The 25,835-nt window shown below is 68.8% G+C and carries 23 protein-coding genes; 16 read left to right on the forward strand and 7 right to left on the reverse strand.

Features of this window, described 5'->3' with window-relative positions; genetic code table 11:
- Positions 1 to 52: 52 nt before the first annotated feature.
- The 8 genes from CY658_RS28720 to CY658_RS28755 all read left to right on the forward strand — a co-directional run bounded on the left by CY658_RS28720 (position 53) and on the right by CY658_RS28755 (position 10,499).
- Positions 53 to 1,711, forward strand: a complete 1,659-nt coding sequence (locus tag CY658_RS28720; RefSeq protein ID WP_101493411.1) for a hypothetical protein — start codon at positions 53 to 55, stop codon at positions 1,709 to 1,711.
- 119 nt (positions 1,712 to 1,830) lie between these two features.
- Positions 1,831 to 2,610 (forward strand): MHYT domain-containing protein, encoded by a 780-nt coding sequence (locus tag CY658_RS28725; protein WP_101493412.1) that lies wholly within the window; start codon positions 1,831 to 1,833, stop codon positions 2,608 to 2,610.
- A gap of 99 nt (positions 2,611 to 2,709) precedes the next feature.
- Complete coding sequence (locus CY658_RS28730) at positions 2,710 to 4,320, forward strand: acyl-CoA carboxylase subunit beta (protein WP_101493413.1); 1,611 nt, start codon at positions 2,710 to 2,712, stop codon at positions 4,318 to 4,320.
- A gap of 118 nt (positions 4,321 to 4,438) precedes the next feature.
- Positions 4,439 to 6,331, forward strand: coding sequence for an acetyl/propionyl/methylcrotonyl-CoA carboxylase subunit alpha (locus CY658_RS28735; protein ID WP_374221143.1), 1,893 nt, complete (start codon positions 4,439 to 4,441; stop codon positions 6,329 to 6,331).
- A gap of 31 nt (positions 6,332 to 6,362) precedes the next feature.
- Positions 6,363 to 7,259 (forward strand): SDR family oxidoreductase, encoded by an 897-nt coding sequence (locus CY658_RS28740; RefSeq protein WP_101493415.1) that lies wholly within the window; start codon positions 6,363 to 6,365, stop codon positions 7,257 to 7,259.
- 35 nt (positions 7,260 to 7,294) lie between these two features.
- A complete protein-coding gene (locus CY658_RS28745; RefSeq protein WP_101493416.1) occupies positions 7,295 to 8,455 on the forward strand; it encodes an acyl-CoA dehydrogenase family protein in 1,161 nt (386 codons plus the stop codon).
- Positions 8,456 to 8,466: 11 nt separating this feature from the next.
- Positions 8,467 to 9,633, forward strand: a complete 1,167-nt coding sequence (locus CY658_RS28750) for an acyl-CoA dehydrogenase family protein (RefSeq protein ID WP_101493417.1) — start codon at positions 8,467 to 8,469, stop codon at positions 9,631 to 9,633.
- A 104-nt stretch (positions 9,634 to 9,737) separates the two neighbouring features.
- Positions 9,738 to 10,499 (forward strand): slipin family protein, encoded by a 762-nt coding sequence (locus CY658_RS28755; RefSeq protein ID WP_101493418.1) that lies wholly within the window; start codon positions 9,738 to 9,740, stop codon positions 10,497 to 10,499.
- A 75-nt stretch (positions 10,500 to 10,574) separates the two neighbouring features.
- Here the strand turns inward: CY658_RS28755 and CY658_RS28760 are convergent, their stop codons facing one another.
- Positions 10,575 to 11,852: a DEAD/DEAH box helicase gene (locus CY658_RS28760; protein ID WP_101493419.1), complete on the reverse strand. Its 1,278-nt coding sequence runs from the start codon at positions 11,850 to 11,852 to the stop codon at positions 10,575 to 10,577.
- Positions 11,853 to 11,906: 54 nt separating this feature from the next.
- Between CY658_RS28760 and CY658_RS28765 the strand changes: the two genes are divergently transcribed.
- From CY658_RS28765 to CY658_RS28790, 5 genes are all read left to right on the forward strand, one after another.
- Positions 11,907 to 12,287: a translation initiation factor Sui1 gene (locus CY658_RS28765; protein WP_101493420.1), complete on the forward strand. Its 381-nt coding sequence runs from the start codon at positions 11,907 to 11,909 to the stop codon at positions 12,285 to 12,287.
- A 7-nt stretch (positions 12,288 to 12,294) separates the two neighbouring features.
- Positions 12,295 to 12,531, forward strand: coding sequence for a DUF3820 family protein (locus tag CY658_RS28770; RefSeq protein WP_101493421.1), 237 nt, complete (start codon positions 12,295 to 12,297; stop codon positions 12,529 to 12,531).
- A 182-nt stretch (positions 12,532 to 12,713) separates the two neighbouring features.
- A complete protein-coding gene (locus CY658_RS28775) occupies positions 12,714 to 13,127 on the forward strand; it encodes an RNA recognition motif domain-containing protein (RefSeq protein WP_099794641.1) in 414 nt (137 codons plus the stop codon).
- 352 nt (positions 13,128 to 13,479) lie between these two features.
- Entirely contained in the window at positions 13,480 to 13,968 is a 489-nt protein-coding gene (locus CY658_RS28785; protein ID WP_101493422.1) for a tripartite tricarboxylate transporter TctB family protein, read from the forward strand.
- A 13-nt stretch (positions 13,969 to 13,981) separates the two neighbouring features.
- Positions 13,982 to 15,493 (forward strand): tripartite tricarboxylate transporter permease, encoded by a 1,512-nt coding sequence (locus CY658_RS28790; RefSeq protein WP_101493423.1) that lies wholly within the window; start codon positions 13,982 to 13,984, stop codon positions 15,491 to 15,493.
- Positions 15,494 to 15,550: 57 nt separating this feature from the next.
- Here CY658_RS28790 and CY658_RS28795 read toward each other — a convergent pair whose 3' ends face one another.
- Positions 15,551 to 16,309 (reverse strand): sulfite exporter TauE/SafE family protein, encoded by a 759-nt coding sequence (locus tag CY658_RS28795; RefSeq protein ID WP_101493424.1) that lies wholly within the window; start codon positions 16,307 to 16,309, stop codon positions 15,551 to 15,553.
- Between the two features lie 417 nt (positions 16,310 to 16,726).
- Between CY658_RS28795 and CY658_RS28800 the strand changes: the two genes are divergently transcribed.
- Complete coding sequence (locus tag CY658_RS28800; protein ID WP_101493425.1) at positions 16,727 to 17,965, forward strand: ammonium transporter; 1,239 nt, start codon at positions 16,727 to 16,729, stop codon at positions 17,963 to 17,965.
- Positions 17,966 to 17,987: 22 nt separating this feature from the next.
- Positions 17,988 to 18,290, forward strand: a complete 303-nt coding sequence (locus CY658_RS28805) for a hypothetical protein (RefSeq protein ID WP_082549084.1) — start codon at positions 17,988 to 17,990, stop codon at positions 18,288 to 18,290.
- Between the two features lie 7 nt (positions 18,291 to 18,297).
- On the opposite strand, the gene CY658_RS28810 is transcribed toward CY658_RS28805, so the two are convergent.
- The 4 genes from CY658_RS28810 to amaB all read right to left on the reverse strand — a co-directional run bounded on the left by CY658_RS28810 (position 18,298) and on the right by amaB (position 23,884).
- Positions 18,298 to 19,971, reverse strand: coding sequence for a thiamine pyrophosphate-binding protein (locus tag CY658_RS28810; protein WP_101493426.1), 1,674 nt, complete (start codon positions 19,969 to 19,971; stop codon positions 18,298 to 18,300).
- A 151-nt stretch (positions 19,972 to 20,122) separates the two neighbouring features.
- Positions 20,123 to 21,340, reverse strand: a complete 1,218-nt coding sequence (locus CY658_RS28815) for a pyridoxal phosphate-dependent aminotransferase (RefSeq protein ID WP_101493427.1) — start codon at positions 21,338 to 21,340, stop codon at positions 20,123 to 20,125.
- Positions 21,337 to 22,245, reverse strand: a complete 909-nt coding sequence (locus CY658_RS28820; RefSeq protein WP_101493428.1) for an amino acid ABC transporter substrate-binding protein — start codon at positions 22,243 to 22,245, stop codon at positions 21,337 to 21,339. The genes CY658_RS28815 and CY658_RS28820 overlap by 4 nt, the downstream gene beginning before the upstream one ends.
- A 100-nt stretch (positions 22,246 to 22,345) precedes the next feature.
- Positions 22,346 to 23,884, reverse strand: coding sequence for an L-piperidine-6-carboxylate dehydrogenase (gene amaB / locus CY658_RS28825; RefSeq protein ID WP_101493429.1), 1,539 nt, complete (start codon positions 23,882 to 23,884; stop codon positions 22,346 to 22,348).
- A 211-nt stretch (positions 23,885 to 24,095) separates the two neighbouring features.
- Between amaB and CY658_RS28830 the strand changes: the two genes are divergently transcribed.
- A complete protein-coding gene (locus tag CY658_RS28830; RefSeq protein WP_101493430.1) occupies positions 24,096 to 24,596 on the forward strand; it encodes a hypothetical protein in 501 nt (166 codons plus the stop codon).
- Here CY658_RS28830 and tet read toward each other — a convergent pair whose 3' ends face one another.
- Positions 24,597 to 25,820: a Tet(A)/Tet(B)/Tet(C) family tetracycline efflux MFS transporter gene (tet, locus tag CY658_RS28835; protein ID WP_101493431.1), complete on the reverse strand. Its 1,224-nt coding sequence runs from the start codon at positions 25,818 to 25,820 to the stop codon at positions 24,597 to 24,599.
- Positions 25,821 to 25,835 lie beyond the last annotated feature (15 nt).

A 25,835-nucleotide genomic window follows, 5' to 3' on the forward strand; every position in this document is an offset into this window, starting at 1 on the left:
GCGTCGGTCGACTCCTAGACTGCGGCCACATCGTCACCCAGAGGAGATCGCCATGCCCCGTCGCTCGATCCGCGCAGCCGCGCTGACCGCCGCCCTCGCCCTGCTCGCCGCCTGCAGCTCGCTGTCGCCACCGCCCAAGCGCCCGGCTTCGTGGGCGGCGCCCGAGGTGCTCGTGGCCCCATCGGCCTTCGCGGGCGTGCACGGCCTGGCCATCGATGCAAAGGGCCGGCTGCTCGCGGGCTCCGTGCTCGGCAACACGCTGTGGGAGGTCGACCGCCAGACCGGCGCCGCCAAGGTGCTGATCGACGCGCCCGAAGGCCAGGCCGACGACATCGCGGTCGGGCCGAAGGGCGAGCTGGCCTGGACCAACTACCTCATGGGCATGCTGCGCTACCGCGAGAGCGACAGCGCACCGCTGCGCGTGCTCGCCAAGGACCTGCCCGGGCTGAACTCGCTGGACTTCGACCGCAAGAACGGCAAGCTCTATGCCTCGCAGGTGTTCCTGGGCGATGCGCTCTGGGAGATCGACCGCGAAGGCAAGCAGCCGCCCCGGCTCATCAAGAAGGACATGGGCGGCTTCAACGGCTTCGAGGTCGGACCCGACGGCCTGCTCTACGGCCCGCTGTGGTTCAAGGGCCAAGTGGTGAAGATCGACCCGGCGAACGGCAACCTGACCGTGATCGCCGACGGCTTCAAGATCCCGGCCGCCGCCAACCTCGACGGCAAGGGCAACCTCTGGGTGGTCGATGCGCGCAGCGGCGAGCTGGTGCGGGTGGACCTCGCCACGGGCCGCAAGACCGTGGCCAAGCAGCTGCGCCCGTCGCTCGACAACCTCGCCATCGCGCCGGACGGGACGATCTACGTCTCGAACATGGCCAACAACGAGGTGCAGGCCTTCAACCCCGCCACCGGCGAGCTGCGCACGCTCACCAGCGGCAAGGTGGCGGTGCCCGCGGGCCTGAAGATCGACGGCAACGACCTCTGGGTGGCCGACGTGTTCGGCTTCCGGCAGGTCGACGTGCGCACCGGCGAGGTGCGCGACGTGTTCCGCATGCAGCGCGAGCCCGAGCTCGACTACCCGTTCGCGGTCGGGCTGTCGCCCAAGCTCTTCGCGCTGACCTCGTGGTTCACGGGTTCGGTGCAGCTGATCGACAGAAAGACCCTGAAGACCGTCGAAACGATCCACGGCCTGAAGGCCCCGTTCGACGCGCTGCCGATGCCCGACGGCAGCGTGATCTACGCCGAACTCGCCACCGGCAGCATCACGCGCGCCAGCGGGCCGAAGTTTGCAGAGAAGTCAGTGCTGGCTAGCGGCCTGAACGGCCCGGTGCAACTGGTGGTCGGTCAGGACGGCGCGCTCTACGTGACCGAGGCGGCCGGCAAGCTGCTGCGCATTCCGCTGGACGCCAGCGCGCCGCTGCGCACCGTGGCCGACGGGCTGGCGCTGCCCGAAGGCCTGGCCCAGACGCCGTGGGGCAGTTTCATCGTGGCCGAGAGCGCGGCGCGCCGGCTGGTCGAGATCGATCCGGCCACCGGCACCCGCCGCACCGTCGCCGAGAACCTGCCCATTGGCCTGGCCGCCGGGCCCGGCTTGCCGCCGCCTTACGTGGTGACCGGCGTGGCCGTGGGGCGCGACGGCACGGTCTACGTGTCGGCCGACAAGAACAATTCGATCTATCGAATTCGACCTGTTATGCAGGGTAACAATTAGTACAAATCTTTGTTTACTTTTATAAACATATATTACAAACTGGCCGGGACGCCTCGCAGCGTTCCGATCGCATAGGGCAGTCGGGGGTCTGCGAAGCGCTCTTTCCGAAGGGACATCGCATGACTCCGCTCGTCGTAGGCCAGGTGCTATCGCCCGAATACTCCCTGGGGCTGGTCGCACTTTCGTTCGTCATTTCCTTCTTCGGCTCGCTGGTGGCCCTGATCTGCGCCGGGCGCATGGTCGGCGCCGACGGCAAACCCAACCTGGCCATCGTGGCCTGCGCCGCGGTGGCGCTCGGCGGCATCGGCATCTGGTCGATGCACTTCATCGGCATGCTGGCCTACCGGCTGCCCTTCGGCATCTCGTACAACATGCCGATCACCATCGTCTCGCTGGTGGCGGCCATCCTGATCTCGGGCATTGCGCTGTACCTGGCGGGCGGGCGTGCCAAATTCAGCCGCTCCGGCTGGCTGGCTGGCAGCCTGCTGGCCGGCCTGGGCGTGTGCGTGATGCACTACATGGGCATGTTCGCGATGAACATGCGGGCCACGATGAGCTTCGACCCCGGCATGGTCGCGCTGTCGGTGGTCATCGCCATCACGGCCGCCGCCGCGGCGCTGTGGCTGGCCTTCAACCTGCGCAAGCTGAGCCACCAGGTGGCGGCAGCCGCGGTGATGGGCGTGGCGGTCTGCACCATGCACTACGTGGGCATGAGCGCGGCCAGCATGATCTGCACGGCCGCCGCCCCGGCCGACGCGCTCACGCTCGGCGGCAGCTACATGGGCCTCACGGTGTTCGGCACGGCCGGCGCGGTGCTGATCTTCATCTACTGGGTGGTCACGGGCAGCAGCCTCGACGCCCCTGCCACCGCGGCGCGGCAGCGCGTGCGTCCCAGTTAAAAGCGGCGCGTACGCGCCCCAGCTAGTTGGCGCAAGCGGGCCGGGGGCCCGCCTCCTACAGTCTGTGCGAACGACACGTTGCGCTTCGCACAGACCCCCATGCCCTTTCTCGAATCCCGGCTGCAGACGGCCGCAGACACCTACCAGGCCAACCGCGCGAGCATGCTGTCGCTGCTGGACCAGGTCCGGTCGCACGAAGCCCGTGCCGTGGCCGCCTCCAGCGCCTCGGCCGAGCGCTTCGCCAAGCGCGGCCAGCTGCTGCCGCGCGAACGCCTCGCCCTGCTGCTCGACACCGGCGCACCCTTCCTGCCGCTGGCCACGCTCGCAGGCCTGGGCCAGGACAACCCCGACCTCACCAAGAGCGTGCCCGGCGGCGGCCTGATCGCCGGCATCGGGCGCGTGGCCGGCGTGCGCTGCATGATCAGCGCCTCCGACTCCGGCATCGACGCCGGCGCGCTGCAGCCCATGGGGCTGGACAAGCAGCTGCGGCTGCACGAGATCGCGCTGGAGAACAAGCTGCCTTTCATCCAGTTGGTGGAAAGCGCGGGCGCCAACCTCATGCAGTACCGCGTGCAGGACTTCGTGCGCGGCGGCAACATCTTCCGCAACCTCGCGCGGCTCTCGGCTGCGGGCCTGCCGGTGGTGACCGTGACGCACGGCTCGTCGACCGCGGGCGGCGCCTACCAGACGGGCCTGTCGGACTACATCGTGATGGTGCGCGACCGCACGCGGGCCTTCCTGGCCGGGCCGCCGCTCCTGAAGGCCGCGACCGGCGAGATCGCCACCGAAGAAGAACTGGGCGGCGCCGTCATGCACACCCACATCTCCGGCCTGGGCGACTACCTGGCCGAGGACGACCGCGACGCGCTGCGCATCGCGCGCGCCATCCTCGGCGGCATCGACTGGGCGCGCGACGAAACGCCGCGCACCTTCGCGCCGCCGCGCCACGACGCCGAGGAGTTGATGGGCCTCATGCCCGCCGACGGCCGACGGCCGGTGGACATGCGCGAGGTCATCGCGCGCATCGCCGACGGCTCCGAGTTCCTGGCCTTCAGCGAGCACTACGGCAGCGCCACCGTCTGCGGCCACATCCGCCTGGAAGGCCACGCGGTGGGCATCATCACCAACAACGGCCCCATCGATTCCGACGGCGCCACCAAGGCCACGCACTTCATCCAGGCCTGCTGCCAGTCGCGCACGCCCATCGTCTACCTGCAGAACATCACGGGCTACATGGTGGGCCGCGCGCACGAGGAGGCCGGCATCATCAAGCACGGCGCCAAGATGATCCAGGCCGTGACCAACGCCAACGTGCCGCAGATCACGCTGCACTGCGGCGCCTCGTACGGCGCGGGCAACTACGGCATGTGCGGACGCGGTTTTGCGCCGCGCTTCTGTTTCTCGTGGCCCAACGCGCGCACCGCCGTGATGGGCGGCGAACAGGCCGCGCAGACCATGGCGATCGTGATGGAAGCCGGCATGGCCCGCAAGGGCGCGGTCGATCGCGACAAGATCGACGCCATGCAGCGCCAGATCGTCGAACGCTTCGACCGCCAGATGAGCGTCTTCACCACCAGCGCGCTGCTGCTCGACGACGGCGTGATCGACCCGCGCGACACGCGCGCCGTGCTGGCCGAGGCGCTGTCGATCTGCCGCGACGCCGAGGCGCGCGCGCCGCAACCCATGCAGTTTTCGGTGGCACGGCCATGAGCGCAGCGCCGGGCCGCCCCAAGCAAGCTCGCACCGCAGCGCGAAGCGTGGAGGTTTTTCAGTGAGCACTTTTCACAAGATCCTGATCGCCAACCGCGGCGAGATCGCCGTGCGCGTGATGCGCACCGCGCGCGCCATGGGCTACCGCACGGTCGCCGTGTACTCCCGCGCCGATGCAGACGCCGAGCACGTGCGCCAGGCCGACGAGTCGGTGTGCATCGGCGAGCCGCTGCCCGCGCAGAGCTACCTGAACATCGACGCGATCATTGCGGCGGCCCGCGCCAGCGGCGCCGACGCGGTGCATCCGGGCTACGGCTTCCTCGCCGAGAACGCCGCCTTCGCGCAGGCGTGTCGCGACGCGGGGCTGGTCTTCATCGGCCCGTCGCCCGAGGCCATCGTCGCGATGGGCGACAAGGCCGGCGCCAAGCGGCTGATGCAGGCGGCTGGCGTGCCGTGCATTCCCGGCTACCAGGGCGACGATCAACGCACCGCCACGCTGGCTGCCGAGGCCGAGCGCATCGGCTGGCCCGTGATGATCAAGGCGACCGCCGGCGGCGGCGGGCGCGGCATGCGGCTCGTGACGTCGGCCGACGCCTTCGCCGAGCAGCTGCAGAGTGCGCAGTCCGAGGCGCTGCATGCCTTCGGCGACGCCACCGTGATCCTGGAGCGTGCCATCGTCGCGCCGCGCCACATCGAGATCCAGGTGTTTGCCGACCGGCACGGCCACGCGATCCACCTCGGCGAGCGTGACTGCTCGGTGCAGCGGCGCCACCAGAAGGTGATCGAGGAAGCGCCCTCGCCGGCCGTCGATGCCGCGCTGCGCGCGCGCATGGGCGCCACCGCCGTGGCCGCAGCCAAAGCCATCGCCTACGAAGGCGCGGGCACGCTCGAGTTCCTGCTCGACGCGCAAGGCCAGTACTGGTTCATGGAAATGAACACGCGGCTGCAGGTGGAGCACCCCGTGACCGAAGCGGTGACGGGCCTCGACCTCGTCGAGCTGCAGCTGCGCGTGGCGGCCGGCGAGCCGCTGCCGCTCACGCAGGACGACGTGCGCATCGCCGGCCACGCCATCGAGGTGCGTCTGTGCGCCGAAGACCCGCAGCAGGGCTTCCTGCCGCAGAGCGGCACGCTGAGCGCATGGCGCACGTCACCCGCGCTGCGCACCGAGCACGCGCTGCGTGACGGCGCCGACGTGCCGCCCTTCTACGACTCGATGATCGCCAAGCTCATCGCCTCGGGCCGCACGCGCGACGAAGCACGGCAGCGGCTGCTGGCGGGCCTGCGCGACACGGTCGCGCTCGGCCTGCCGACCAACCAGGCGCTGCTGCAGCGCGCACTCGCGCACCCGGTGTTCGCGAACGGCGAGGCGACCACCGCCTTCATCGGCGACCACCTCGACGCGCTGCTCGCCGCCGATGCCGCGGCCGACACGCGCGCCGCCTTGCTCGCGGCCCTGCTGCTGCAGACCGGCGCGCGCGGCTGGCCCTCGCCGCTGGCGCACACGCTGCCCAACGCCTTGCGCTTCGCGCTCGACGGCGCCGTGCACACGGCGCGCGTGACGCCGCGCGGCGCAGCGCGCTTCGAGGTCGTGCTGGACGACGCCGCGCCCGTGTCGCTCGCCTTGCTGGCGCTGTCGGACGACGGCCTGCTGCGCTTCGCCTGCGACGGCGTGGCCGCGCAGGCGCGGGTCGTGCGGTGCGCCGAACGCGTCGACTTCCATTTCGACGGCCGCGCCTTCCACCTCGACGATCTCACGCACGTGGCCGTGGCGCGCGCCGACGCGGGCGGCGGCGATGGCCTGCTGCGCGCGTCGATGAACGGCCGCGTGGTCGCGCTGCTGGCCGCCGAGGGCGACACCGTCGCCGCGGGCCAGCCGCTGGTCACGCTCGAGGCCATGAAGATGGAACACGTGCACTGCGCACCCCGCGCAGGCCGCGTCGCGGCGCTGCATGTGGCCGTGGGCGCGCAGGTCGCTGCACGCCACATCGTGGCCGAAATCGCCGAGGCCTGATCGCTTCCTCCCCTTTGCCAGAGCACTTCCCATGAACGCACCCTACTACCGCTCCGTCTTCGCGCCCGCCCTGTTCGGCGGGCAATGCATCGTTGTCACCGGCGGCGGCTCGGGCATCGGCCGCTGCACCGCGCACGAACTGGCCGCGCTCGGCGCCCATGTGGTGCTGGTCGGCCGCAAGCCCGAGAAGCTCGATGCAGTGCGCGCCGAGATCGAAGCCGCCGGCGGCCAGGCCAGCACGCAAGCCTTCGACATCCGCCAGGAAGACGCCGTGCGCGAGGCGGTGAAGGCCATCGTCGCGGCGCACGGCCGCATCGACGGGCTGGTCAACAACGCGGGCGGCCAGTACATCACGCCGCTGGCCGCCATCTCGGCCAAGGGCTGGGAGGCGGTGATCCACACCAACCTCACGGGCGGCTTCCTGGTGGCGCGCGAGTGCTACGTGCAGAGCATGCAGGCCCACGGTGGCGCCATCGTCAACATCGTGGCCGACATCTGGGGGTCGATGCCGAACATGGGCCACAGCGGCGCCGCGCGCGCCGGCATGGTGAGCTTCACCGAGACCGCCGCCGCCGAATGGGCCGTGAGCGGCGTACGCGTAAACGCCGTCGCACCAGGCTACATCGCCTCCAGCGGCATGGACCACTACCCGCCCGAAGCCGGCGACATGCTGCGCGCCATGCGCAAGACCGTGCCCGCGGGCCGCTTCGGCAACGAGGCCGAGACCTCCGCCGCCATCGCCTTCCTGCTGAGCCCGGCCGCCGCCTTCATCAGCGGCTCCGTGCTGCGCGTGGACGGCGCGCGCCCGCAGGCGCGCATGGGCTGGCCGATGGAGCTGCCCGACGCGCAGGCGCAGCAGCGCCCCGCGGTGCGGCCCTACGACGGCTTTCACCTCGCGCAGACACCGCGCGTGTTCCAGGACAAGTAAAGAGCGATCGAACGAACGGACAACGGAGACCCCTGATGCAGTACACCCATGAACACCTCGAGATGCAGAACACCCTGCGCCGATTCATCGACGAGGAGATCAACCCCCACGTCGACGAATGGGAGGAGGCCGAGATCTTTCCCGCGCACGAGGTCTTCAAGAAGCTCGGCAACCTCGGCCTGCTGGGCCTGAACAAGCCCGAGGCCTTCGGCGGCGCCGGGCTCGACTATTCGTACGCCATGGCCTTCGCCGAGGGGCTGGGCCACATCAGCTGCGGCGGCGTGCCGATGGCCATCGGCGTGCAGACCGACATGTGCACGCCCGCGCTCGCGCGCTTCGGCAGCGATGAACTGCGCCGCGAGTTCCTGGTGCCCGCCATCGCGGGCGACACGGTCGGCTGCATCGGCGTGAGCGAGCCCGGCGCGGGCAGCGACGTGGCGGGCCTGAAGAGCCACGCGCGCAAGGACGGCGACGACTACCTCATCAGCGGCCAGAAGATGTGGATCACCAACAGCCTGCAGGCCGACTGGATGTGCATGCTGGTCAACACCAGCGACGGGCCCGTGCACCGCAACAAGTCGCTCGTGATGGTGCCGATGAACCTGCCCGGCATCGAGAAGGCCAGGAAGATCCGCAAGATCGGCATGAACTCGAGCGACACCGGCCTCATCTACTTCGACAACGTGCGCGTGCCGCAGCGCTACCGCATCGGCGAAGAGGGCCAGGGCTTCGTCTACCAGATGCAGCAGTTCCAGGAAGAGCGGCTGTGGTGCGCCGCCAGTTCGCTCGCGCCGATGGACGACTGCATCCAGCAGACCATCGAGTGGGCGCAGCAGCGCCAGATGTTCGGCGCCACGCTGGCCGACCAGCAGTGGGTGCAGTTCAAGCTGGCCGAGCTCAAGACCGAGGTGGAGGCGCTGCGCGCCCTCACCTACCGCGCGTGCGACCTGCATGTGAAGGGTGAGGACGTGCTCGAGCTCGCGTCGATGGCCAAACTCAAGACCGGCCGCCTCACGCGCCAGGTGGCCGACACCTGCCTGCAGTTCTGGGGCGGCATGGGCTTCACGCTGGAGAACCGCGTGGCGCGCCTGTACCGCGACGGCCGCCTGGGCTCCATCGGCGGTGGCGCCGACGAGGTGATGCTCGGCATCCTCGCCAAGACCATGGGCATCGCCAAGCGCCCGCCGCGCGGCTGACCGGACACGCCATGGACGCGGAACTGCAGGCCGACCGTGCCGCGCTCGCCGACACGGTGCGGCGCTTCGCCCAGACCGAGATCGCACCGAACGTGCAGGCCTGGGACGAGGCCGGCGAATTCCCGCGCGCGCTGTATGCGCGCGCGGCCGAACTGGGCCTGCTGGGCCTGGGCTACCCGGAAGCACTCGGCGGCACGCCCGCCTCTTATTCACTGAAGCTCCCCGCATGGATCGCGCTCGCGCGCCACGGCCAGAGTGGTGGCGTGCTCGCGAGCCTGTTCTCGCACAACATCGGCCTCCCGCCCGTGGTGCTGCATGCGAGCGATGCCGTGCGCCACGAGGTCGTGCCCTCGGTGCTGCGCGGCGAAAAGATTGCCGCGCTCGCGATCACCGAACCCGGCGGCGGCTCCGACGTGGCGGCGGTGCGCACCACAGCGAAACGCGACGGCGACCACTACGTGCTCAACGGCGAGAAGACCTTCATCACCTCGGGCATGCGCGCCGACTGGATCACCGTGGCCGTGCGCACCGGCGAAGGCCGCGGCGCGGGCGGGCTCTCGATGCTGCTGGTGCCCGGCGACGCGCCCGGCCTCTCGCGCACACGGCTCGCCAAGATGGGCTGGCTGTGCTCCGACACCGCCACGCTGCATTTCGACAACGTGCGCGTGCCCGCGCGCTACCTGCTCGGCGAAGAGGGCGCGGGCTTCCGCATGGTCATGGGCAATTTCAACGGAGAGCGCGTCGGGCTCGCAGCCGGTGCGCTGGGCTTTGCACAAGCATGTCTCGACGAAGCGCTGGCCTGGTCGCGCGAACGCAAGACCTTCGGCGCCGCGCTCATCGAGCACCAGGCGGTGCGCCACAAGCTGGTCGACATGCAGATGCGCATCGCCTCGACCGAGGCTTGGCTCGAGGCCGTGTCCGCCGAGGGCGATGCCCACGAAGCAGCGGGCCGCATCAACGCGCCCGAGTGGGTGGCCCAGGTCTGCATGCTCAAGAACCACGCCACGCAAACCATGCAGTTCTGCGCCGACCAGGCCGTGCAGATCCTCGGCGGCATGGGCTTCATGCGCGGCACCGTGAGCGAGCGCGTCTACCGCGAGGTCAAGGTGATGATGATCGGCGGCGGCGCCGAAGAGATCATGAAAGAGCTGGCGGCGCGGCAGCTGGGGTGGGTGTAGCGGCAGCACCGACCTTCGACCTTTATTCCGGCCCCGGCCGGAACGCCGCTGCCGCAGCGGGTGTCCAACCGTCCAGCACCTTTGCTGAGTCGCGGGAGATCACCATGCTCTCTTTCACTTATGGCATCGGCGCCATCGCTCTGGTCTTGCTGGCGGCGCTGCTCTTTTCGGCGATATGGATTTTCCGGGAGTACGAGCGCGGCATCGTGTTCACCCTGGGGCGCTTCTCGAAGGTGGCGGGGCCCGGGCTGGTGTTCGTGATCCCGGCCATCCAGCAGGTGGTGCGCGTCGACCTGCGTACCGTGGTGCTCGAAGTGCCGACGCAGGACGTGATCTCGCGCGACAACGTGTCGGTGAAGGTCAGCGCGGTCGTCTATTTCCGCATCGTCGATGCGGCCAAAGCCATCATCGAGGTCAAGGACTTCTTCAACGCGACCAGCCAGCTGGCCCAGACCACGCTGCGCTCGGTGCTCGGCAAGCACCAGCTGGACGACATGCTGGCCGAGCGCGAGAAGCTCAACCTGGATGTGCGCGAGTCGCTGGACGTGCAGACAGCGTCGTGGGGCATCAAGGTGTCGAACGTCGAGATCAAGCAGATCGACCTCACCGAATCCATGATCCGTGCCATCGCACGGCAGGCCGAGGCGGAACGCGAACGCCGTGCCAAGGTGATCCATGCCGAGGGCGAACTGCAGGCGTCCGAGAAGCTGTTCCAGGCCGCACGCGTGCTGGCGCAGGAACCGCAGGCCATCCAGTTGCGCTACCTGGAAACGCTCACGGTGATCGGCGCGGACAAGAACACGACCATCGTGTTTCCGCTGCCGGTGGACCTGATGGCGAGCTTTCTCGGCAAGCAGCACGCATAGCGTGCAACGCACGAAAGCGGAAACTGTTCTTCGCGCGCGAAGGCCTGCGACGCATGGCCCTTCGCGAGGCGCGCGTCAGTCCGCGTCTTCTCCATTGCGCGTCTGTGCGGCCAGCGCCGCCGCCGCGCGCAGCTTGTCCTTCTTGCTCGGCCGCGCGCCCTTGATGCCGCCGTTGCCCGAGGCATCGACCACCACCGGCGCCGTTTCGACCGGCTCGAAGCCCGCGATGCGTTCGCGCGGCACCTGCTGGCCCTGGCGCTTCTCGATCAGGCGGAAGTGCGCCTCGGTCGCGGCGCTCACGAAGCTGATCGCCAGCCCGCTCGCGCCCGCGCGGCCGGTGCGGCCGATGCGGTGGATGTAGTCGGTCGGCGAACGCGGCAGGTCGTAGTTGATGACCACCGGCAGCTGCGCGATGTCGAGGCCGCGCGCGGCGAGGTCGGTGGCGATCACCACGTCCCAGCGGCTCTGCTTGAACTGCGCGAGGATGTCGCTGCGCGTGCCCTGGGCGATGTCGCCATGGAAGGGCACGGCGTAGATACCGTTCTTGTAGAGCTTCTCGGCCACGGTCTGCGCCGCGTGCTGCGTGGCGACGAAGACGAGCACGCGGTCCCAGGTGCCTTCGTTTTCCTTCAGCAGTTGGCGAAGCAGTTGGGTGCGGCGGCTGGCGTCGACCTCGATGGCGCGCTGCACGATGTCAGGCGCCGTGCCGGGCTCGCCCTGCACGTCGACCAGCACCGGGTCGCGCAGCATGTCGTCGGCCAGGGCCTGGATGGCCGTCGGGAAGGTGGCGGAAAACAGGAGGTTCTGGCGTTGCTTCGGCAGCAGCGCGAGGATGCGGCCCAGCTCTTCGGCAAAGCCCAGGTCGAACAGGCGGTCGGCCTCGTCGAGCACAAGCATCGACACGGCGTCGAGCGCGAGCGCGTTGTGCTCGACCAGGTCGAGCAGCCGGCCCGGCGTGGCGATCACGATGTCGGCGCCGCCGCGCAGGCGCATCATTTGCGGGTTGATCGAAACACCGCCGACCGCGACGACGATCTTCAGGCGCTCGGGCAGGTGGCGGGCGAAGTCTTCCAGCGACTCGCCGACCTGGGCCGCGAGTTCGCGCGTGGGCACGAGCACCAGCGCGCGCAGGCGGCGCGAGGTCGACGACGCAGGCTCGGCGGCCAGGCGCTGCAGCAGCGGCAGGGAAAATGCGGCCGTCTTGCCGGAGCCGGTCTGTGCCGAGCCCCGCAGGTCGCGGCCCTGCAAAATTGCAGGGATGGCCGCGGCCTGGATGGCGGTCGGCGCGGCAAAGCCGCTCGCGGCGGCCGCTTGCGCGAGCGCGGGGGTCAGGCCCAGGGTATCGAATGGCATGGAACGGGCACCGAGAAAAAAGAGAGATCGAAAGAAAGACGAAAGACGGATCGCATGGGAACGATGAAGAACCACCGCACCGGCAGCACGCTGGTGTACTCCACCGAGGCGGGCGGGCGCATGTGCCCCGACTGCGGCGCCCCGGTGGCGCAATGCCGCTGCAAGGAACTCGCGAAGGCACAAACGGCGGCCTCGGACGGCATTGTCCGCGTATCGCACGAGACCAAGGGCCGAAAGGGCAAGGGCGTGACCGTGGTCAAGGGACTGCCGCTCGACGCGGCGGCGCTGGCGGCCGTGGGCAAGCAGCTCAAAGCGGCCTGCGGCACGGGCGGCACGGTGAAGGACGGCACGGTCGAGATCCAGGGCGATCACCGCGAGGTGGTGATCGCCGCCCTCGTGAAGCAGGGCCACACGGTCAAGCGCGCGGGAGGCTGAGCAGCACATGCACCCCGAAGACCTGCAGCGCCTGGTGACGCTTCAAATGCCTTTTGGCAAGCACAAGGGCACGCTGATCGCCGATTTGCCCGGAAATTACCTGACCTGGTTTGCGCGCGAGGGTTTTCCCTCGGGAGAAATTGGCCGACTGCTCGCTTTGATGCATGAAATAGACCACAACGGCCTGTCCGACCTCCTGAAACCGTTGCGAAACCGCCCGCCGGGCCGGAATGTTTCTCGATAACACAAAAATTCCTCCCTTTTTTTGGGAATCGGGCCGGATAATCCGGCTCACGTGTCTGCGAGCCTCGGCTCCCGTGCACGTAATTTGGTGATCGGTCAGTTTCGCGCCACAGCGCATTAGTTTGTTGTGATTCTGGGACTCCATCGCTTTGTGTTTTTTTGGTTTGAATTAGGAGTCCCTCCATGGGCAAGAAACTTTACGTGGGCAACCTCGCCTACTCCGTGCGTGACAACGACCTGGAACAGTCTTTCGGCGAGTTCGGCACGATCGTCAGCGCCAAGGTCATGATGGAACGTGACACCGGCCGTTCGAAGGGCTTCGGCTTTGTCGAAATGGGCACCGACGCTGAAGCACTCGCTGCAGTCGAAGGCATGAACGGCGCATCGCTGCAGGGCCGCGCCCTGACGGTGAACGAAGCCCGTCCGATGGAAGCACGTCCCCCCCGCACCGGCGGTGGTGGCGGCTACGGCGGCGGCGGCGGCGGCGGCTACGGTGGTGGCGGCGGCGGCGGTTACGGCGGCGGCGGCGGTGGTGGCCGCAGCGGTGGCGGCGGCGGCGGTTACGGCGGCGGCGGCGGTGGCCGCGGCGGCTACTAAGCCCTCCCCCACACACTCATGAGCGCCTCGGCGCTCTGAATGAATGAAAAAGCTCCTTCGGGAGCTTTTTTCGTTTCCGAGCCCCTCATTCCCACACTCGCCCCGGTCCCTTCGTGAAACGCCACGGAACCGGCTTTGCCGGGCCGTTGGCGTTGCCCCCGGAAGGGGGTTGGCGCAGCGACACGAAGTGCGCGAAGCCTGGGGGAGAACCAAGTCCATCGACACGAAGTGCGCGAAGCCTGGGGGAGAGCCAGTACTTACCCTTGTACGCATTTGTCCTTACCAAAGCGGTCAGCCGACGGTCAGCCGCTGGCGACGACCCTCGTCCCCTTCGAAACAGAGGGTCGAGACAATGCAAATCAAGAGACAGGCGGACTTCTTCTCAGGAGTCATGTTCGCCACCGTCGGTGGCGCGTTCGCCATCGGCGCCACCACCTACACCATCGGCGACGGCGCCCGCATGGGGCCGGGGTACTTCCCGCTGATGCTGGGCATCCTGCTGGCGCTGCTGGGCGCGCTGATCATGTTCCAGGCCATGGTGGTCGAGAGCGCCGACGGCGACAAGATCGGCAAATGGGCCTGGAAGCCGCTGGCCTTCGTGCTCGGCGCCAACCTGGCCTTCGGCGTGCTGCTGGGCGGCCTGCCGAGCGTCGGGCTGCCGGCGATGGGCATGATCATCGCGATCTACGCGCTGACGATCATCTCGAGCATGGCCGGCCAGCACTTCAAGCTGCGCGACGTGCTGGTGCTGGCGACCATCCTGGCCGCTGGCAGCTATGTGGCCTTCATCTGGGCGCTCAAGCTCCAGATCCAGGTCTGGCCCACGTTCATTTCGGGTTGAGGAGCACACCGCCATGGAACTGTTCCACAACCTGGCGACCGGCTTCGGCGTCGCCTTCACCTTCACCAACCTGCTGTACTGCCTGGTCGGCTGCATCCTGGGCACGCTGATCGGCGTGCTGCCGGGCATCGGCCCCGTCGCGACCATCGCGATGCTGCTGCCCGCCACCTACGCGCTGCCGCCCGTGTCGGCGCTGATCATGCTGGCCGGCATCTATTACGGCGCCCAGTACGGCGGCTCGACCACGGCGATCCTGGTGAACCTGCCCGGGGAGTCGTCCTCGGTGGTCACCTGTATCGACGGCTACCAGATGGCAAGGCAGGGCCGCGCAGGCCCCGCGCTGGCGGCTGCGGGCCTGGGCTCGTTCTTCGCGGGCTGCGTCGGCACGCTGATCCTGGCCGCCTTCGCGCCGCCGCTGACCGAGCTGGCCTTCAAGTTCGGCCCGGCCGAGTATTTCTCGCTGATGGTGCTGGGCCTGATCGGCGCCGTGGTGCTGGCATCGGGCTCGCTGCTCAAGGCGGTGGCGATGATCGTGCTGGGCCTGCTGCTGGGCATCGTCGGCACCGACGTGAATTCGGGTGTCGCGCGCTTCAGCTTCGACATTCCCGAGCTCACCGACGGCATCGGCTTCGTGGTGATCGCCATGGGCGTGTTCGGCTACGGCGAAATCATCGGCAACCTCTCGCAGCCCGACGACGAGCGCGAGGTGTTCACGCACAAGGTGAAGGGCCTGTGGCCCACCAAGGACGACTTCAAGCGCATGACGCCCGCCGTGCTGCGCGGCACGGCACTGGGCTCTGCCCTGGGCATCCTGCCCGGCGGCGGTGCACTGCTGGCGGCTTTCGCGGCCTATGCGCTGGAGAAGAAGATCAAGATGCGCCCGGGCGAAGTGCCCTTCGGCAAGGGCAACATCCGCGGCGTGGCCTCGCCCGAGTCGGCCAACAACGCCGGCGCGCAGACCTCCTTCATTCCGCTCTTGACGCTGGGCATTCCGCCCAACGCCGTGATGGCGCTGATGGTGGGCGCGATGACGATCCACAACATCCAGCCCGGTCCGCAGGTCATGACCAGCAACCCCGAGCTGTTCTGGGGCCTGATCGCCTCGATGTGGATCGGCAACGCAATGCTGATCATCCTGAACCTGCCGCTGATCGGCATGTGGATCAAGCTGCTGACGGTGCCCTACAAGTTCCTGTTCCCCGCCATCGTGCTGTTCTGCGCCATCGGCGTGTACTCGACCAACAACAACACCTTCGACGTGTGGATGGTGGCGATCTTCGGCTTCATCGGCTACCTGTTCCTGAAGCTGCGCACCGAGCCGGCCCCGCTGCTGCTGGGCTTCATCCTCGGGCCGATGATGGAAGAGAACCTGCGGCGCGCGCTGCTGCTGTCGCGCGGCGCGTGGAGCGTGTTCGTCACGCGGCCGCTGTCGGCCGGGCTGCTGGTGGCCGCGGCGCTGCTGCTGTGCATCGTGCTGCTGCCGGCGATCAAGGCGAAGCGCGAAGAGGCATTCGTCGAGGACTAAGCAACGCCGGTTCCTCGGTGTTCCGAAAAAGCCCCTGGCCTCACGCCTGGGGCTTTTTCATTTCAGGAACGCGTCGTAGGCCGTCTTCAGGATGAGTGCACTCACCACCACAATGAACACGATCCGCACGAAGCCCGCGCCGTGCTTCAGCGCCACGCGCGTGCCCACCAGGCTGCCGGCCACGTTGGCCACCGCCATCACCAGCCCGTAGTGCCACCAGACGTGGCCCTTGGCGGCCAGCAGGATCAGCGCGGCGGCGTTGGTCAGCGTGTTGATGACCTTGGCCGAGGCCGAGGCGTTGAGAAAGTCGTAGCCCATCCAGCGCACGAACAGGAACACCAGGAAGCTGCCCGTGCCCGGTCCGAAGAAGCCGTCGTAGAAACCGATGGTCAGGCCGATGGTGCTGGCCGCCAGGGTTTCGGCGCGGCCGCTGAAGCGCGGCGCGTGCAGCCGGCCCATGTCCTTGCGCGCCAGCGTGTAGATCAGCACGCCCAGCAGGATGACCGGCAGCGCCCGGCGCAGGAAGTCGCCCGGAAAGACCGTGACGGTCCAGGCGCCGACCATCGAGCCGCCGAAGCCCAGCAGCGCGGCCGGCCACATGGCGCTCCAGCGCATCTGCACGCGCTGGCTGAACTGGGCTGCCGAGGCCGCGGTGCCCCAGATCGACGCGCTCTTGTTGGTGCCCAGCAGCGTGGCGGGCGGCGCGCCCGGAAACACCGCAAAGAGGGCCGGCACCAGGATCAACCCGCCGCCGCCCACGATCGCATCGATAAAACCCGCGAGCAGTGAGGCGCCCGTGACCACCAGCATTTCCATGCGGGCGATTGTCTCACCGAATCGCTATCGAAACGATAGCTGTGGTGGCCGACACCGGTTGACCAGAAGGCGTGTTTGGCTTGGAGGAAATCGCCTGCGATCGCGCGGCGAGCAGGCAAAAAAAAGCGCCGACCAGCGGCGCTTTTCAAATATCAGACAGGCATCTCGTACGGAGCCTTTGAAGAATGTTCTTGTTGATCGATCGGAAGTTGTCTCCTCGGACCCTCGGCAGTACGAGCAGGGCCCGTCGCGAGTGCGCAGATTGTGCAAGCGCGCACCGCCCCAGTGCATTAGGAATTACCCGCTTCGACTTACTTCGCCCCCCCGGTTGGGAAACGAAAGTGTTTCAGCCAGTTAACAAGATGGCATGACTCATGCACACAGGCCTCCTGTCCACCACTCCAAGAAGAAACGGTCATGGCCCTGCTGGCACCCCAAGCCTCCCTGAACGCGGCCGACACCGCCTGGATGATGACCTCGACCGCGCTGGTGCTGCTGATGACGCTGCCCGGCATCGCGCTCTTCTATGCCGGCATGGTCCGGCGCAAGAACGTGCTGGCCACCATGGCCGGGGTGGTGGCGATCGCGGCGGTGGTCTCGCTGACCTGGTTCGCGCTCGGCTACTCGCTGGCCTTCACGCCCGGCTGGCCCTGGCTGGGCAACCTCTCGCGCATCGGCTTCTCGGGCTTCGAGTACCTGAAAGACGCCGGCCAGGTGGCCGTGAGCCATGTGGCGCCGAACGTGCCGGAGTCGGTCTACGCCATGTTCCAGCTGAGCTTCGCGATCATCACCACCGCGCTGGTGCTCGGCGCTTTTGTCGAGCGCATGCGCTTCTCGGCGCTGCTGTGGTTCGCGCTGCTGTGGAGCGTGCTCGTGTACGCGCCCGTCGCGCACTGGGTGTGGGAACCGGGCGGCTGGCTCGCGCAGATGGGCGCGCTCGACTTCGCGGGCGGCTCGGTGGTGCACGTCAACGCGGGCATCGCGGGGCTGGTGTGCGCCTATGCGCTCGGCCCGCGCCGGGGCTACGGGCGCGAGGCCTTCGAGCCCTACAGCCTGGCGCTCACCATGACCGGCGCGGGCCTGCTGTGGGTGGGCTGGTTCGGCTTCAATGCCGGCTCGGCGGTGGCGGCCGACGGGCGCGCCGGCCTGGCCATGCTGGTGACGCACATCGCGGCGGCGGCCGGCGCCCTGAGCTGGATGATCGGCGAATGGATCGTGCGCCGCAGCCCCTCGCTGCTGGGCCTGTGCTCCGGCCTCGTGGCCGGGCTGGTGGCGATCACGCCGGCGGCCGGCTTCGTCACGCCGCTGGCGGCGCTGGCCATCGGCGCCATCGCCGGGCTGGCCTGCTACTGGGGCGCCACGGGCCTGAAGCACCTGCTCGGTGCGGACGACTCGCTCGACGTGTTCGGCGTGCACGGCATCGGCGGCATCGTGGGCGCGCTGCTCACGGGCGTGTTCGCCGACCCGCGCATCTCAGGCGCGACGGGCAACGTGCTGACGCAGGCAATCGCCGTCGGCAGCGTGGCGATCTACAGCGCGACGGGCACGGCCATCGTCCTGTTCCTCGTGCATGTGCTGGTCGGATTGCGCGTCGACCCCGAGAGCGAACTCGTGGGCCTCGATCTTGCTCAACACAAGGAACACCTGGGAGCTTGACCCAAAAGACGGAGACCCCGCCATGCCATCCATGTCCGAAAGCGAACGCATCGCCCTCGCCGCCCGCCTGCACGTGGCGCTGCGGCGCAAGCACGGACGCGTGACCGACACCGAATGGATGGCCACCAACGCCGAGTACGCCGCCGAGATCGTGCGCATGACGCGCATCCACGCCGCCGAAACGAAAGACGACGAACTCGACCAGCTCGCCACGCGGCTCGAGCAGGCCATGGAACCGCTGGCCCGCGCCGCGCGGCTGGCGGCGCGCCAGCCCGATGGCCTGCCGCCGACGCCGCCGCCGCGCTACGTCGGCGGCCTGCGCTGACGACGCCTCAGTTCGCGGCCAACGCCGCCTTGCGGATCGACTGCAACGTGCTCGCGGGCGTGATCGCCTCGGGGTCCAGCAGGCAATGCAGGATCGCCGGCTTGCCGCTCGCACGCGCACGCGCGAGTGCGGGGCCGAATTCTTCCGTCGTGGTCACGCGCTCGCCGTGGCCGCCGAACACCTCGGCATAGCCGCGGAAGTCGGGGTTCTTCAACTGCGTGGCGCTGATGCGGCCGGGGTAGTGCTTTTCCTGGTGCATGCGGATCGTGCCGTACATGCTGTTGTCGAGCAGCACGACGAGGATCGGCAGGCCGTACTGCACGGCGGTCGCGAACTCCTGGCCATGCATCATGAAATCGCCGTCGCCCGCGAACACGACCACCTCGCGCTCGGGCCACAAGCGCTTGGCACCGACGCCGGCCGGCAGGCCGTAGCCCATCGAACCGCTGGTCGGTGCCAGTTGGCTCGCGAACGCGCGGAACGGCCAGAAGCGATGCACCCAGGTCGCGAAGTTGCCCGCGCCGTTGCAGAAGATGGTGTCGGCCGGCAGCACCTCGCGCAGGTGCTGCATGACCTCGCCCATCTGCAACGGGCCGGGAATGCGGATCGCAGCCGGGTCGCTCCAGCGCAGGAAGTCTTCGCGCCCGGTCTTCGTCTCGGCCTGCCAGGCAGGCGCCGAGGCCGGGCGCAGCGCGGCCACCGCGTCGGCGAACGCCTGCGGCGTGGCGTGGATGCCCTGCGTCGGGCGATAGAGCTTGCCGAGCTCGTCGGCATCGGCGTGCACGTGCACCAGCGCCTGCTTCGGCTGCGGAATCGCAAACAGCTCATAGCCCTGCGACGGCACTTCCGACAGACGCCCGCCCACCAGCAGCACGAGGTCCGCATCGCGGATGCGCGCCAGCATGCGCGGGTTCGCGCCGAGTCCCAGGTCGCCCGCGTAGCAGGGGTGGTCGGCGGACATCAGCATCTGGCGGCGGAACGAGCAGTACACCGGGAGCGCATACGCCTCGGCGAATTGCGCGAACTGCTGCGTCGCGGCTTCGGACCAGCGGCTGCCGCCCAGGATGACGACGGGCCGCTGCGCCTGCGACAGGCGCTGTTGCAGCTCGGCGAGTTGGGCCGCGCCGGGGTGGGTTTCAGTGACCGCATACGGCAGCGCATCGGCCACCACGGCGGCTTCGGTCAGCATGTCTTCCGGCAGCGCAATCACCACCGGACCAGGCCGGCCCGAGGTCGCGACATGGAAGGCGCGCGACACCAGCTCGGGCACGCGCGCCGGGTCGTCGATCTGCACGACCCACTTGGCCATCGTGCCGAAGACCGCGCCGTAGTCCAGCTCCTGGAAGGCCTCGCGACCCATCGCGTCGCGCGCGACCTGGCCGACGAACAGCAGCAGCGGTGTCGAGTCCTGGTGCGCGATGTGCACGCCCGCCGCCGCGTTGGTGGCGCCGGGGCCGCGCGTGACGAAGCAGATGCCGGGCTGGCCCGTGAGCTTGCCCTGCGCCTCGGCCATCATCGCCGCGCCGCCTTCCTGCCGGCACACGGTCACGTCGATCGATGCATCGTGCAAGGCATCGAGCACGGCGAGAAAGCTTTCGCCGGGCACGCAGAAGAGCTGCTGGACGCCGTGGGTGATGAGCTGGTCGACCAGGATCTGGCCGCCGGTGCGGGAGGAAGTCATGGGGTGTCCGATGTGATGAAGGTCTTGGTATTCGCTCCTTCCCCCTCTGGGGGAAGGCTGGGATGGGGGCAAGCGGCGGTGGATGCGCCGACAGCGATGGATACGCCGCGTGCCCCCACCCCGCCCCTCCCCCGGAAGGGGAGGGAGAAATTCACGAGAGCGCCGCGCATGCCGCTTCGATGCGCGCACACGCCTCTTCCAGCTGCGCCATCGACGTCGCATACGAGATGCGGAAATACGGCGCCAGCCCGAACACGCTGCCCGGCACCACCGCCACCTCGAACGCCTGCAGCAGGTAGCGGCAGAAGTCGCTGTCGGTCTGCAACAGCGCGCCGTCGGCGGTGCGCTTGCCGAGCACGCCGGCGCAACTTGCGAATGTGTAGAAGGCGCCCTCGGGCACGCGGCAGTGCAGGCCCGGCGTGCGGTTGAGCGCGGCCACGACGAAGTCGCGGCGCTGTTGAAAGGATGCGCAGCGCTCGGCCACGATGCCTTGCGGTCCGGTGAGCGCTTCGATGGCTGCGGCCTGGCTCACCGACGACGGGCACGAGGTCGACTGGCTCTGCACCACGGCCATCGCCGCGATCAGCGCGCGAGGCCCGGCGCCGTAGCCGACACGCCAGCCGGTCATCGCATAGGCCTTCGACACGCCGTTCACCGTGAGCGTCCGGTCGCGCAGCCGCGGCTCGACGGCCACGGGCGTCGCAAAGGCGAGGCCGTCGTAGAGGATGTGTTCGTAGATGTCGTCCGCCAGCACCCACACGCCCGAATGCTCGAGCAGCACGTCGGTGATCAGCTTCAGTTGCGCCGCGCTGTAGGCCGCGCCGCTCGGGTTCGACGGCGAGTTGAGAAACAGCCAGCGCGTGCGCGGCGTGATGGCCGCCTGCAGTTGCGCCGCGGTCAGCCGAAAGCCGTTCTCCTCGCCGCACGCCACCGACACCGGCACGCCGCCGCAGATCTGCACGATGTCCGCGTACGAGGTCCAGTACGGCGCGGGCAGGATCACTTCGTCGCCCGGGTTCAGGCTCGCCATCAGCGCGTTGAAGATCACCTGCTTGGCGCCCGCGCTCACGCTGATCTCGTCGAGCGCAAAGTCCAGCGCATTGTCGCGCTTGAACTTCAGCTGCACGGCCGCCTTCATCGCCGGGCTGCCGTCGAGCACCGTGTAGCGCGTGTCGCCGCGCGCAATCGCCTGCGAGGCCGCATGCCGGATGTTCTCGGGCGTGTCGAAGTCGGGCTCGCCCGCGCCCAGCACGATCACCGGGCGGCCGGCGCGCTTGAGCGCCTGCGCGTGGTCGGTGATGCGCAGGATCTCCGAGACATTGATGGCGCGCACGCGTTGCGCCGGAGAGAACACGGCGGCGTCGGTCACTTCGCGTAGGCTTCCAATGGCTTGTCGTTGGGTTCGAGCAGCAGCTGCTTCAGGGCCGGGCTCATCGGCAGGTTGAGGCTGGTGTTCTTCGGCGGAATCGCGGCCACGAACCACTTGGTGTAGATCTTCTCGAGCTCGCCGCTCTTCATGAGCTTGCGCAGCGACTCGTCCACCGCGGCCTTGAAGCTCGGGTCGTCCTTGCGGAACAGCAGTGCGATCGGCTCCGAGCCCAGCGCCTCGCCGGTGATGCGGTAGGCCGTCGGGTTCTTGGAGTTCGCGATGATGCCGGCGAGCAGGTTGTCGTCGAGCACGAAGGCATCGGCGCGGCCCGACTCCATGAGCAAAAAGCTCTCCAGGTGGTCCTTGCCGAGCATCGTGTTGTACGAGACGTTCTGCGCGCGCTCGCGCTTGCGCAGCAGCTGCACGGCGGTGGTGCCGGTCGAGGCCGACACGTTGCGGCCCGCGAGCTGGTCGAGCGAGGTGATGCCCGAGTCGACCTTGGTGGCCATGCGCACTTCGCTCACGTACGTGGTGAGCGCAAAGGCCACCTGCTGTTGGCGCGCGGTGTTGTTGGTGGTGGGGCCGCAGCCGATATCGAGCGTGCCGTTCTGCACCAGCGGGATGGTGTTCTGCGCGGTCACGGCCATGTACTCGAGCTTCGCGGAAGGCACGATGTCCTTCAGCACGCGCTCACAGAGTTCGACGTGGTAGCCCACGTACTTCTCGCCCGCGCCCAGCATGTAGGCCATCGGCGGCGAGGCTTCGCGCACGCCGAGCACGACCTTGCCGCTGGTCTTGATCTTGTCGAGCGTGCCGCCGGTCGGGGTCTGCTGCGCGGTGGCTGGGGTGCCGAAGGCGAGCGCGAGCAGCGCGGCGGTGGCGAGGGTTTTCAGTTGCATCTTCATCTTTTCTGTCTCCTGGTGGTTTTCTTGGGGGGATGCGCGCGACCGCTGCCCTGCCGCTGCAGCGAAGTGCTGCGCGGCGAGAACAACAGGCCGGGGTGGGTCAGTCGCCGATGTCGAAGGTCACGCCTTGTGCGAGAGGCAATGCCGTCGAGTAGTTGATGGTGTTGGTGGCGCGGCGCATGTACGCCTTCCAGCTGTCCGAGCCCGCTTCGCGCCCGCCGCCGGTTTCCTTCTCGCCGCCGAAGGCACCGCCGATCTCGGCGCCGCTCGGTCCGATGTTGACGTTGGCGATGCCGCAGTCCGACCCGGCACTGGACATGAAGCGCTCGGCCTCGCGCACGTTGAGCGTGAAGATCGACGACGACAGGCCCGCGCCCACCGCGTTGTGCCATTCGATGGCCTCGTCGAGCGTGCTGTAGCGCACCACGTAGAGGATGGGCGCGAAGGTCTCGCGCAGCACCGGGCCGTCGTGCGACTTCAGCTCGACCAGCGCCGGGCGCACGTAGTACGCGTCCTGCGTGCCGATGCCGTCGACGCGCTGGCCGCCGTGCACCGTCGCGCCGATCTCGCGGCTTTCGTTCAGGGCCTTCTGCATGCCGTCGAAGGCGGCGCGGTCGATCAGCGGACCGACCAGCGTGCCGGCCTCGCGCGGATCGCCCACCTGCACGTTGCCGTAGACCTTCACGAGCTTGGGCACCAGCTGCTCGTACACGCTGTCGTGCACGAACAGGCGCCGCAGCGTGGTGCAGCGCTGGCCGGCCGTGCCCATGGCCGCGAACGCGATACCGCGCAGCGTGAGATCGAGGTCGGCCGAAGGCGTGACGATGGCGGCGTTGTTGCCGCCCAGTTCGAGGATCGCGCGGGCGAAGCGTGCAGCGAGCTTGGGCGCGACCTGCCGGCCCATCGCGGTGGAGCCGGTGGCCGAGAGGATCGGCACACGGTGGTCGTCCACCAGCACCTCGCCGATGTCGCGCTGGCCCAGCAGCAAACCAAGCAGGCCCTCGGGCGCATCGCCGAAGCGGGCGATGGCGCGCTGCGCGATGGCATGCACGGCCAGTGCCGTGAGCGGTGTTTTTTCGGACGGCTTCCACACTACCGAATCGCCGCACACCAGTGCGAGCGCCGCGTTCCACGACCACACGGCCACGGGAAAGTTGAAGGCCGAGATCACGCCGCACACGCCCAGCGGATGCCAGGTTTCCATCATCCGGTGCTCGGCGCGTTCGGTGGCCAGCGTGAGGCCGTAGAGCTGGCGCGAGAGGCCGACCGCGAAGTCGCAGATGTCGATCATTTCCTGCACCTCGCCCGCGCCTTCGGACGGAACCTTGCCGGCCTCCAGCGTGACGAGGCGGCCCAGGTCCTGCTTGGCCGCGCGCAGCTCTTCGCCCAGCAGGCGCACCAGCTCGCCGCGGCGCGGCGCCGGCACCAGGCGCCAGGCCTTGAAGGCCTCGTGCGCGCGGCCGATGGCGCCGGTGGTTTCCACGGCCGTGGTCTGCGGCACCTGCGCGATCACTTCGCCGGACACCGGCGAGCGCACCGTGAGGTCGCCGCCGGTGTGGGCGGTGCGCGGCACGCCCAGGCGCTGCAGCAGTTGGTCGACTTCGGCGGGGAGGGACACGGGGGTCTGGGCTTCAGGCATGGACGCTCCAGGGGGAGGAAAGAAACGGAACGGCAGAACCGGGCCAATATGTGCGAAACCCGCGCCCTTGCCTAGTGAAAAATTGGAAGGACCTGATGCGTTTGCGGAATGAACTCGGCGTGCGCTCCCTGCGCAACGGGCTGCGCGCCTACGCGCGGCGCGCCGATGGGCGCTGAAGATTCCGCACCTTCACTTCCCCGCCGGACGCGCCATGAAGCTCATCCATGCCCTCTACGCCACGGTCCACGCGCTGATGGCGCTCGCGTTCGCGGTGGCCTCGCTCGTGCTGGTCGTGATCGCGGCGCGCGCCGGCTGGGGCGCGGTCATGAACGGCCTGGACCTTCCGGCGGCCGAGGCCGTCATCGAAGCGGTGGGCCTGCTCGCGGCCGGCGTGGTGGCGCTGCAGATCTCGCAGACCGTGCTCGAAGAAGAGGTGGTGCGCGACGCGCACATCGGCGCTCCCACGCGGGTGCGCCGGTTCCTCTCGCGCTTCATGGTGGTGATCGTGGTGGCCGTCGCGGTCGAAGGGCTGGTCGCGACCTTCAAGGCGCGCGAGGCGCCCGAGCTGATGTTGCACGCTGCAGCCATGCTTGGCGCCGTGGGCCTGCTGATGGCGGGCTGGGGACTCTTCATCCGCCTGAACCGCTACGCCGAAGAACTGGAGCCCGAGGCGATGGCCGAGGCCAAGAGCGAAGACAGGAAGCTGAAGTGATCAGCGCGCCGGCGACGACCGGCGCAGCATCACCGGCAGGCACAGCAGATAGAGCACGGCACCGCCCAGCCACACGATGCCCGGAAAGCGCGCCCGGAATGCGAAGTAGACCGAGCTGATCACCAGAGGCCCGACCACCGAAGCCAGGCTCGAGAGGCTCGCAAGCACACCCTGCAGCCGCCCCTGCTCGGCCTCGCCCACGCGCCGCGAAAGCGTCGCCTGCAGCGCCGGCTGGCCGATGCCGCCCATGCACAGCAGCGGCAGCAGCGCGAGCGCCATCCAGCCCTGCGTGGCGAAGGCGATCAGCGCGTAGGCCGTGCAGTCGGCGAGCGTGCCGATGGCGATCGCCGCGCGCTCGCCCCAGCGCTCGACCACCGGGCCCGCCACGAAGCCCTGCACCAGCGCATGCAGCAGGCCGAAGCACGCGAGCGACAGGCCGACCGTGGTGGCGTTCCAGGCGAAGCGGTCCTCGCCGTAGAGCACCCAGGTCGTGCCAGCAACCTCGCCCACCATCACGAGCACGCCGAACACGCCGAGGATCGGCAGCAGCGCGGGAACGCCCGCGGCCCAGCGCAGCGGCGCCAGCGGATGCAGCACGCCGCGGTCGAAGGGTTTGGCCGCGAGCGCCGACGGACGCGACTCGCGCAGCACCAGCAGGCCGACCAGAAAGGTGATGCCGTTGAGCACCGCGGCGGCCACGAACGGCAGCCGCACGCCGTGGTCGCCGAGCACGCCGCCGATCGCCGGCCCGGCGATGAAGCCCAGGCCGAAGCAGGCGCCCATGCGGCCGAACCAGCGCGCGCGCTGGTGCTCGGGCGTGAGGTCGGCGATGGCCGCCGAGGCCACCGCCATGTTCGCGCCGGTCATGCCCGCGATCGCGCGGCCCACGAACAGCAGCCACAGCGAGGGCGCAAAAGCCATGAAGAGCGCGTCGATCGCCGCGCCCGCCACCGACACCAGCAGCACCGGCCGGCGGCCGAAGCGGTCGCTCAGCGCGCCGAGCACGGGCGCGCACAGGAACTGCATCAGCGCGTAGAGCGACAGGAAAGCACCGAAGCGCCAGCCGAGATCGCCGGTGTGGCCGACCTCGCGCAGCAGGCCCGGCACGATCGGCATGACCAGGCTGATGCCGATGGCGTCGAGCGTGACGATCGCGAGGATCACCGCATGCGCATGGCGTCCGCCCGCGACAGCGGACGGAGAAGAAAGATCATAATTTATCATTGATAAGGAATTATC

The sequence above is a fragment of the Variovorax sp. RO1 genome (assembly GCF_002849325.1).
Lineage (GTDB): Bacteria > Pseudomonadota > Gammaproteobacteria > Burkholderiales > Burkholderiaceae_C > Variovorax.

What these genes read in the sequence shown, in the direction of transcription:
- CY658_RS28745 (WP_101493416.1), top strand. Translation starts at nt 7,295, where the DNA reads ATGCAGTACACCCATGAACACCTCGAGATGCAGAACACCCTGCGCCGA.
- CY658_RS28820 (WP_101493428.1), bottom strand. Translation starts at nt 22,245, where the DNA reads ATGAAGATGCAACTGAAAACCCTCGCCACCGCCGCGCTGCTCGCGCTC.
- tet (WP_101493431.1), bottom strand. Translation starts at nt 25,820, where the DNA reads ATGATAAATTATGATCTTTCTTCTCCGTCCGCTGTCGCGGGCGGACGC.
- CY658_RS28740 (WP_101493415.1), top strand. Translation starts at nt 6,363, where the DNA reads ATGAACGCACCCTACTACCGCTCCGTCTTCGCGCCCGCCCTGTTCGGC.
- CY658_RS28785 (WP_101493422.1), top strand. Translation starts at nt 13,480, where the DNA reads ATGCAAATCAAGAGACAGGCGGACTTCTTCTCAGGAGTCATGTTCGCC.
- CY658_RS28765 (WP_101493420.1), top strand. Translation starts at nt 11,907, where the DNA reads ATGGGAACGATGAAGAACCACCGCACCGGCAGCACGCTGGTGTACTCC.
- CY658_RS28730 (WP_101493413.1), top strand. Translation starts at nt 2,710, where the DNA reads ATGCCCTTTCTCGAATCCCGGCTGCAGACGGCCGCAGACACCTACCAG.
- CY658_RS28735 (WP_374221143.1), top strand. Translation starts at nt 4,439, where the DNA reads ATGCGCACCGCGCGCGCCATGGGCTACCGCACGGTCGCCGTGTACTCC.
- CY658_RS28770 (WP_101493421.1), top strand. Translation starts at nt 12,295, where the DNA reads ATGCACCCCGAAGACCTGCAGCGCCTGGTGACGCTTCAAATGCCTTTT.
- CY658_RS28795 (WP_101493424.1), bottom strand. Translation starts at nt 16,309, where the DNA reads ATGGAAATGCTGGTGGTCACGGGCGCCTCACTGCTCGCGGGTTTTATC.
- CY658_RS28810 (WP_101493426.1), bottom strand. Translation starts at nt 19,971, where the DNA reads ATGACTTCCTCCCGCACCGGCGGCCAGATCCTGGTCGACCAGCTCATC.
- CY658_RS28775 (WP_099794641.1), top strand. Translation starts at nt 12,714, where the DNA reads ATGGGCAAGAAACTTTACGTGGGCAACCTCGCCTACTCCGTGCGTGAC.
- CY658_RS28760 (WP_101493419.1), bottom strand. Translation starts at nt 11,852, where the DNA reads ATGCCATTCGATACCCTGGGCCTGACCCCCGCGCTCGCGCAAGCGGCC.
- CY658_RS28750 (WP_101493417.1), top strand. Translation starts at nt 8,467, where the DNA reads ATGGACGCGGAACTGCAGGCCGACCGTGCCGCGCTCGCCGACACGGTG.
- CY658_RS28805 (WP_082549084.1), top strand. Translation starts at nt 17,988, where the DNA reads ATGCCATCCATGTCCGAAAGCGAACGCATCGCCCTCGCCGCCCGCCTG.
- amaB (WP_101493429.1), bottom strand. Translation starts at nt 23,884, where the DNA reads ATGCCTGAAGCCCAGACCCCCGTGTCCCTCCCCGCCGAAGTCGACCAA.
- CY658_RS28800 (WP_101493425.1), top strand. Translation starts at nt 16,727, where the DNA reads ATGGCCCTGCTGGCACCCCAAGCCTCCCTGAACGCGGCCGACACCGCC.
- CY658_RS28790 (WP_101493423.1), top strand. Translation starts at nt 13,982, where the DNA reads ATGGAACTGTTCCACAACCTGGCGACCGGCTTCGGCGTCGCCTTCACC.
- CY658_RS28725 (WP_101493412.1), top strand. Translation starts at nt 1,831, where the DNA reads ATGACTCCGCTCGTCGTAGGCCAGGTGCTATCGCCCGAATACTCCCTG.
- CY658_RS28720 (WP_101493411.1), top strand. Translation starts at nt 53, where the DNA reads ATGCCCCGTCGCTCGATCCGCGCAGCCGCGCTGACCGCCGCCCTCGCC.
- CY658_RS28755 (WP_101493418.1), top strand. Translation starts at nt 9,738, where the DNA reads ATGCTCTCTTTCACTTATGGCATCGGCGCCATCGCTCTGGTCTTGCTG.
- CY658_RS28830 (WP_101493430.1), top strand. Translation starts at nt 24,096, where the DNA reads ATGAAGCTCATCCATGCCCTCTACGCCACGGTCCACGCGCTGATGGCG.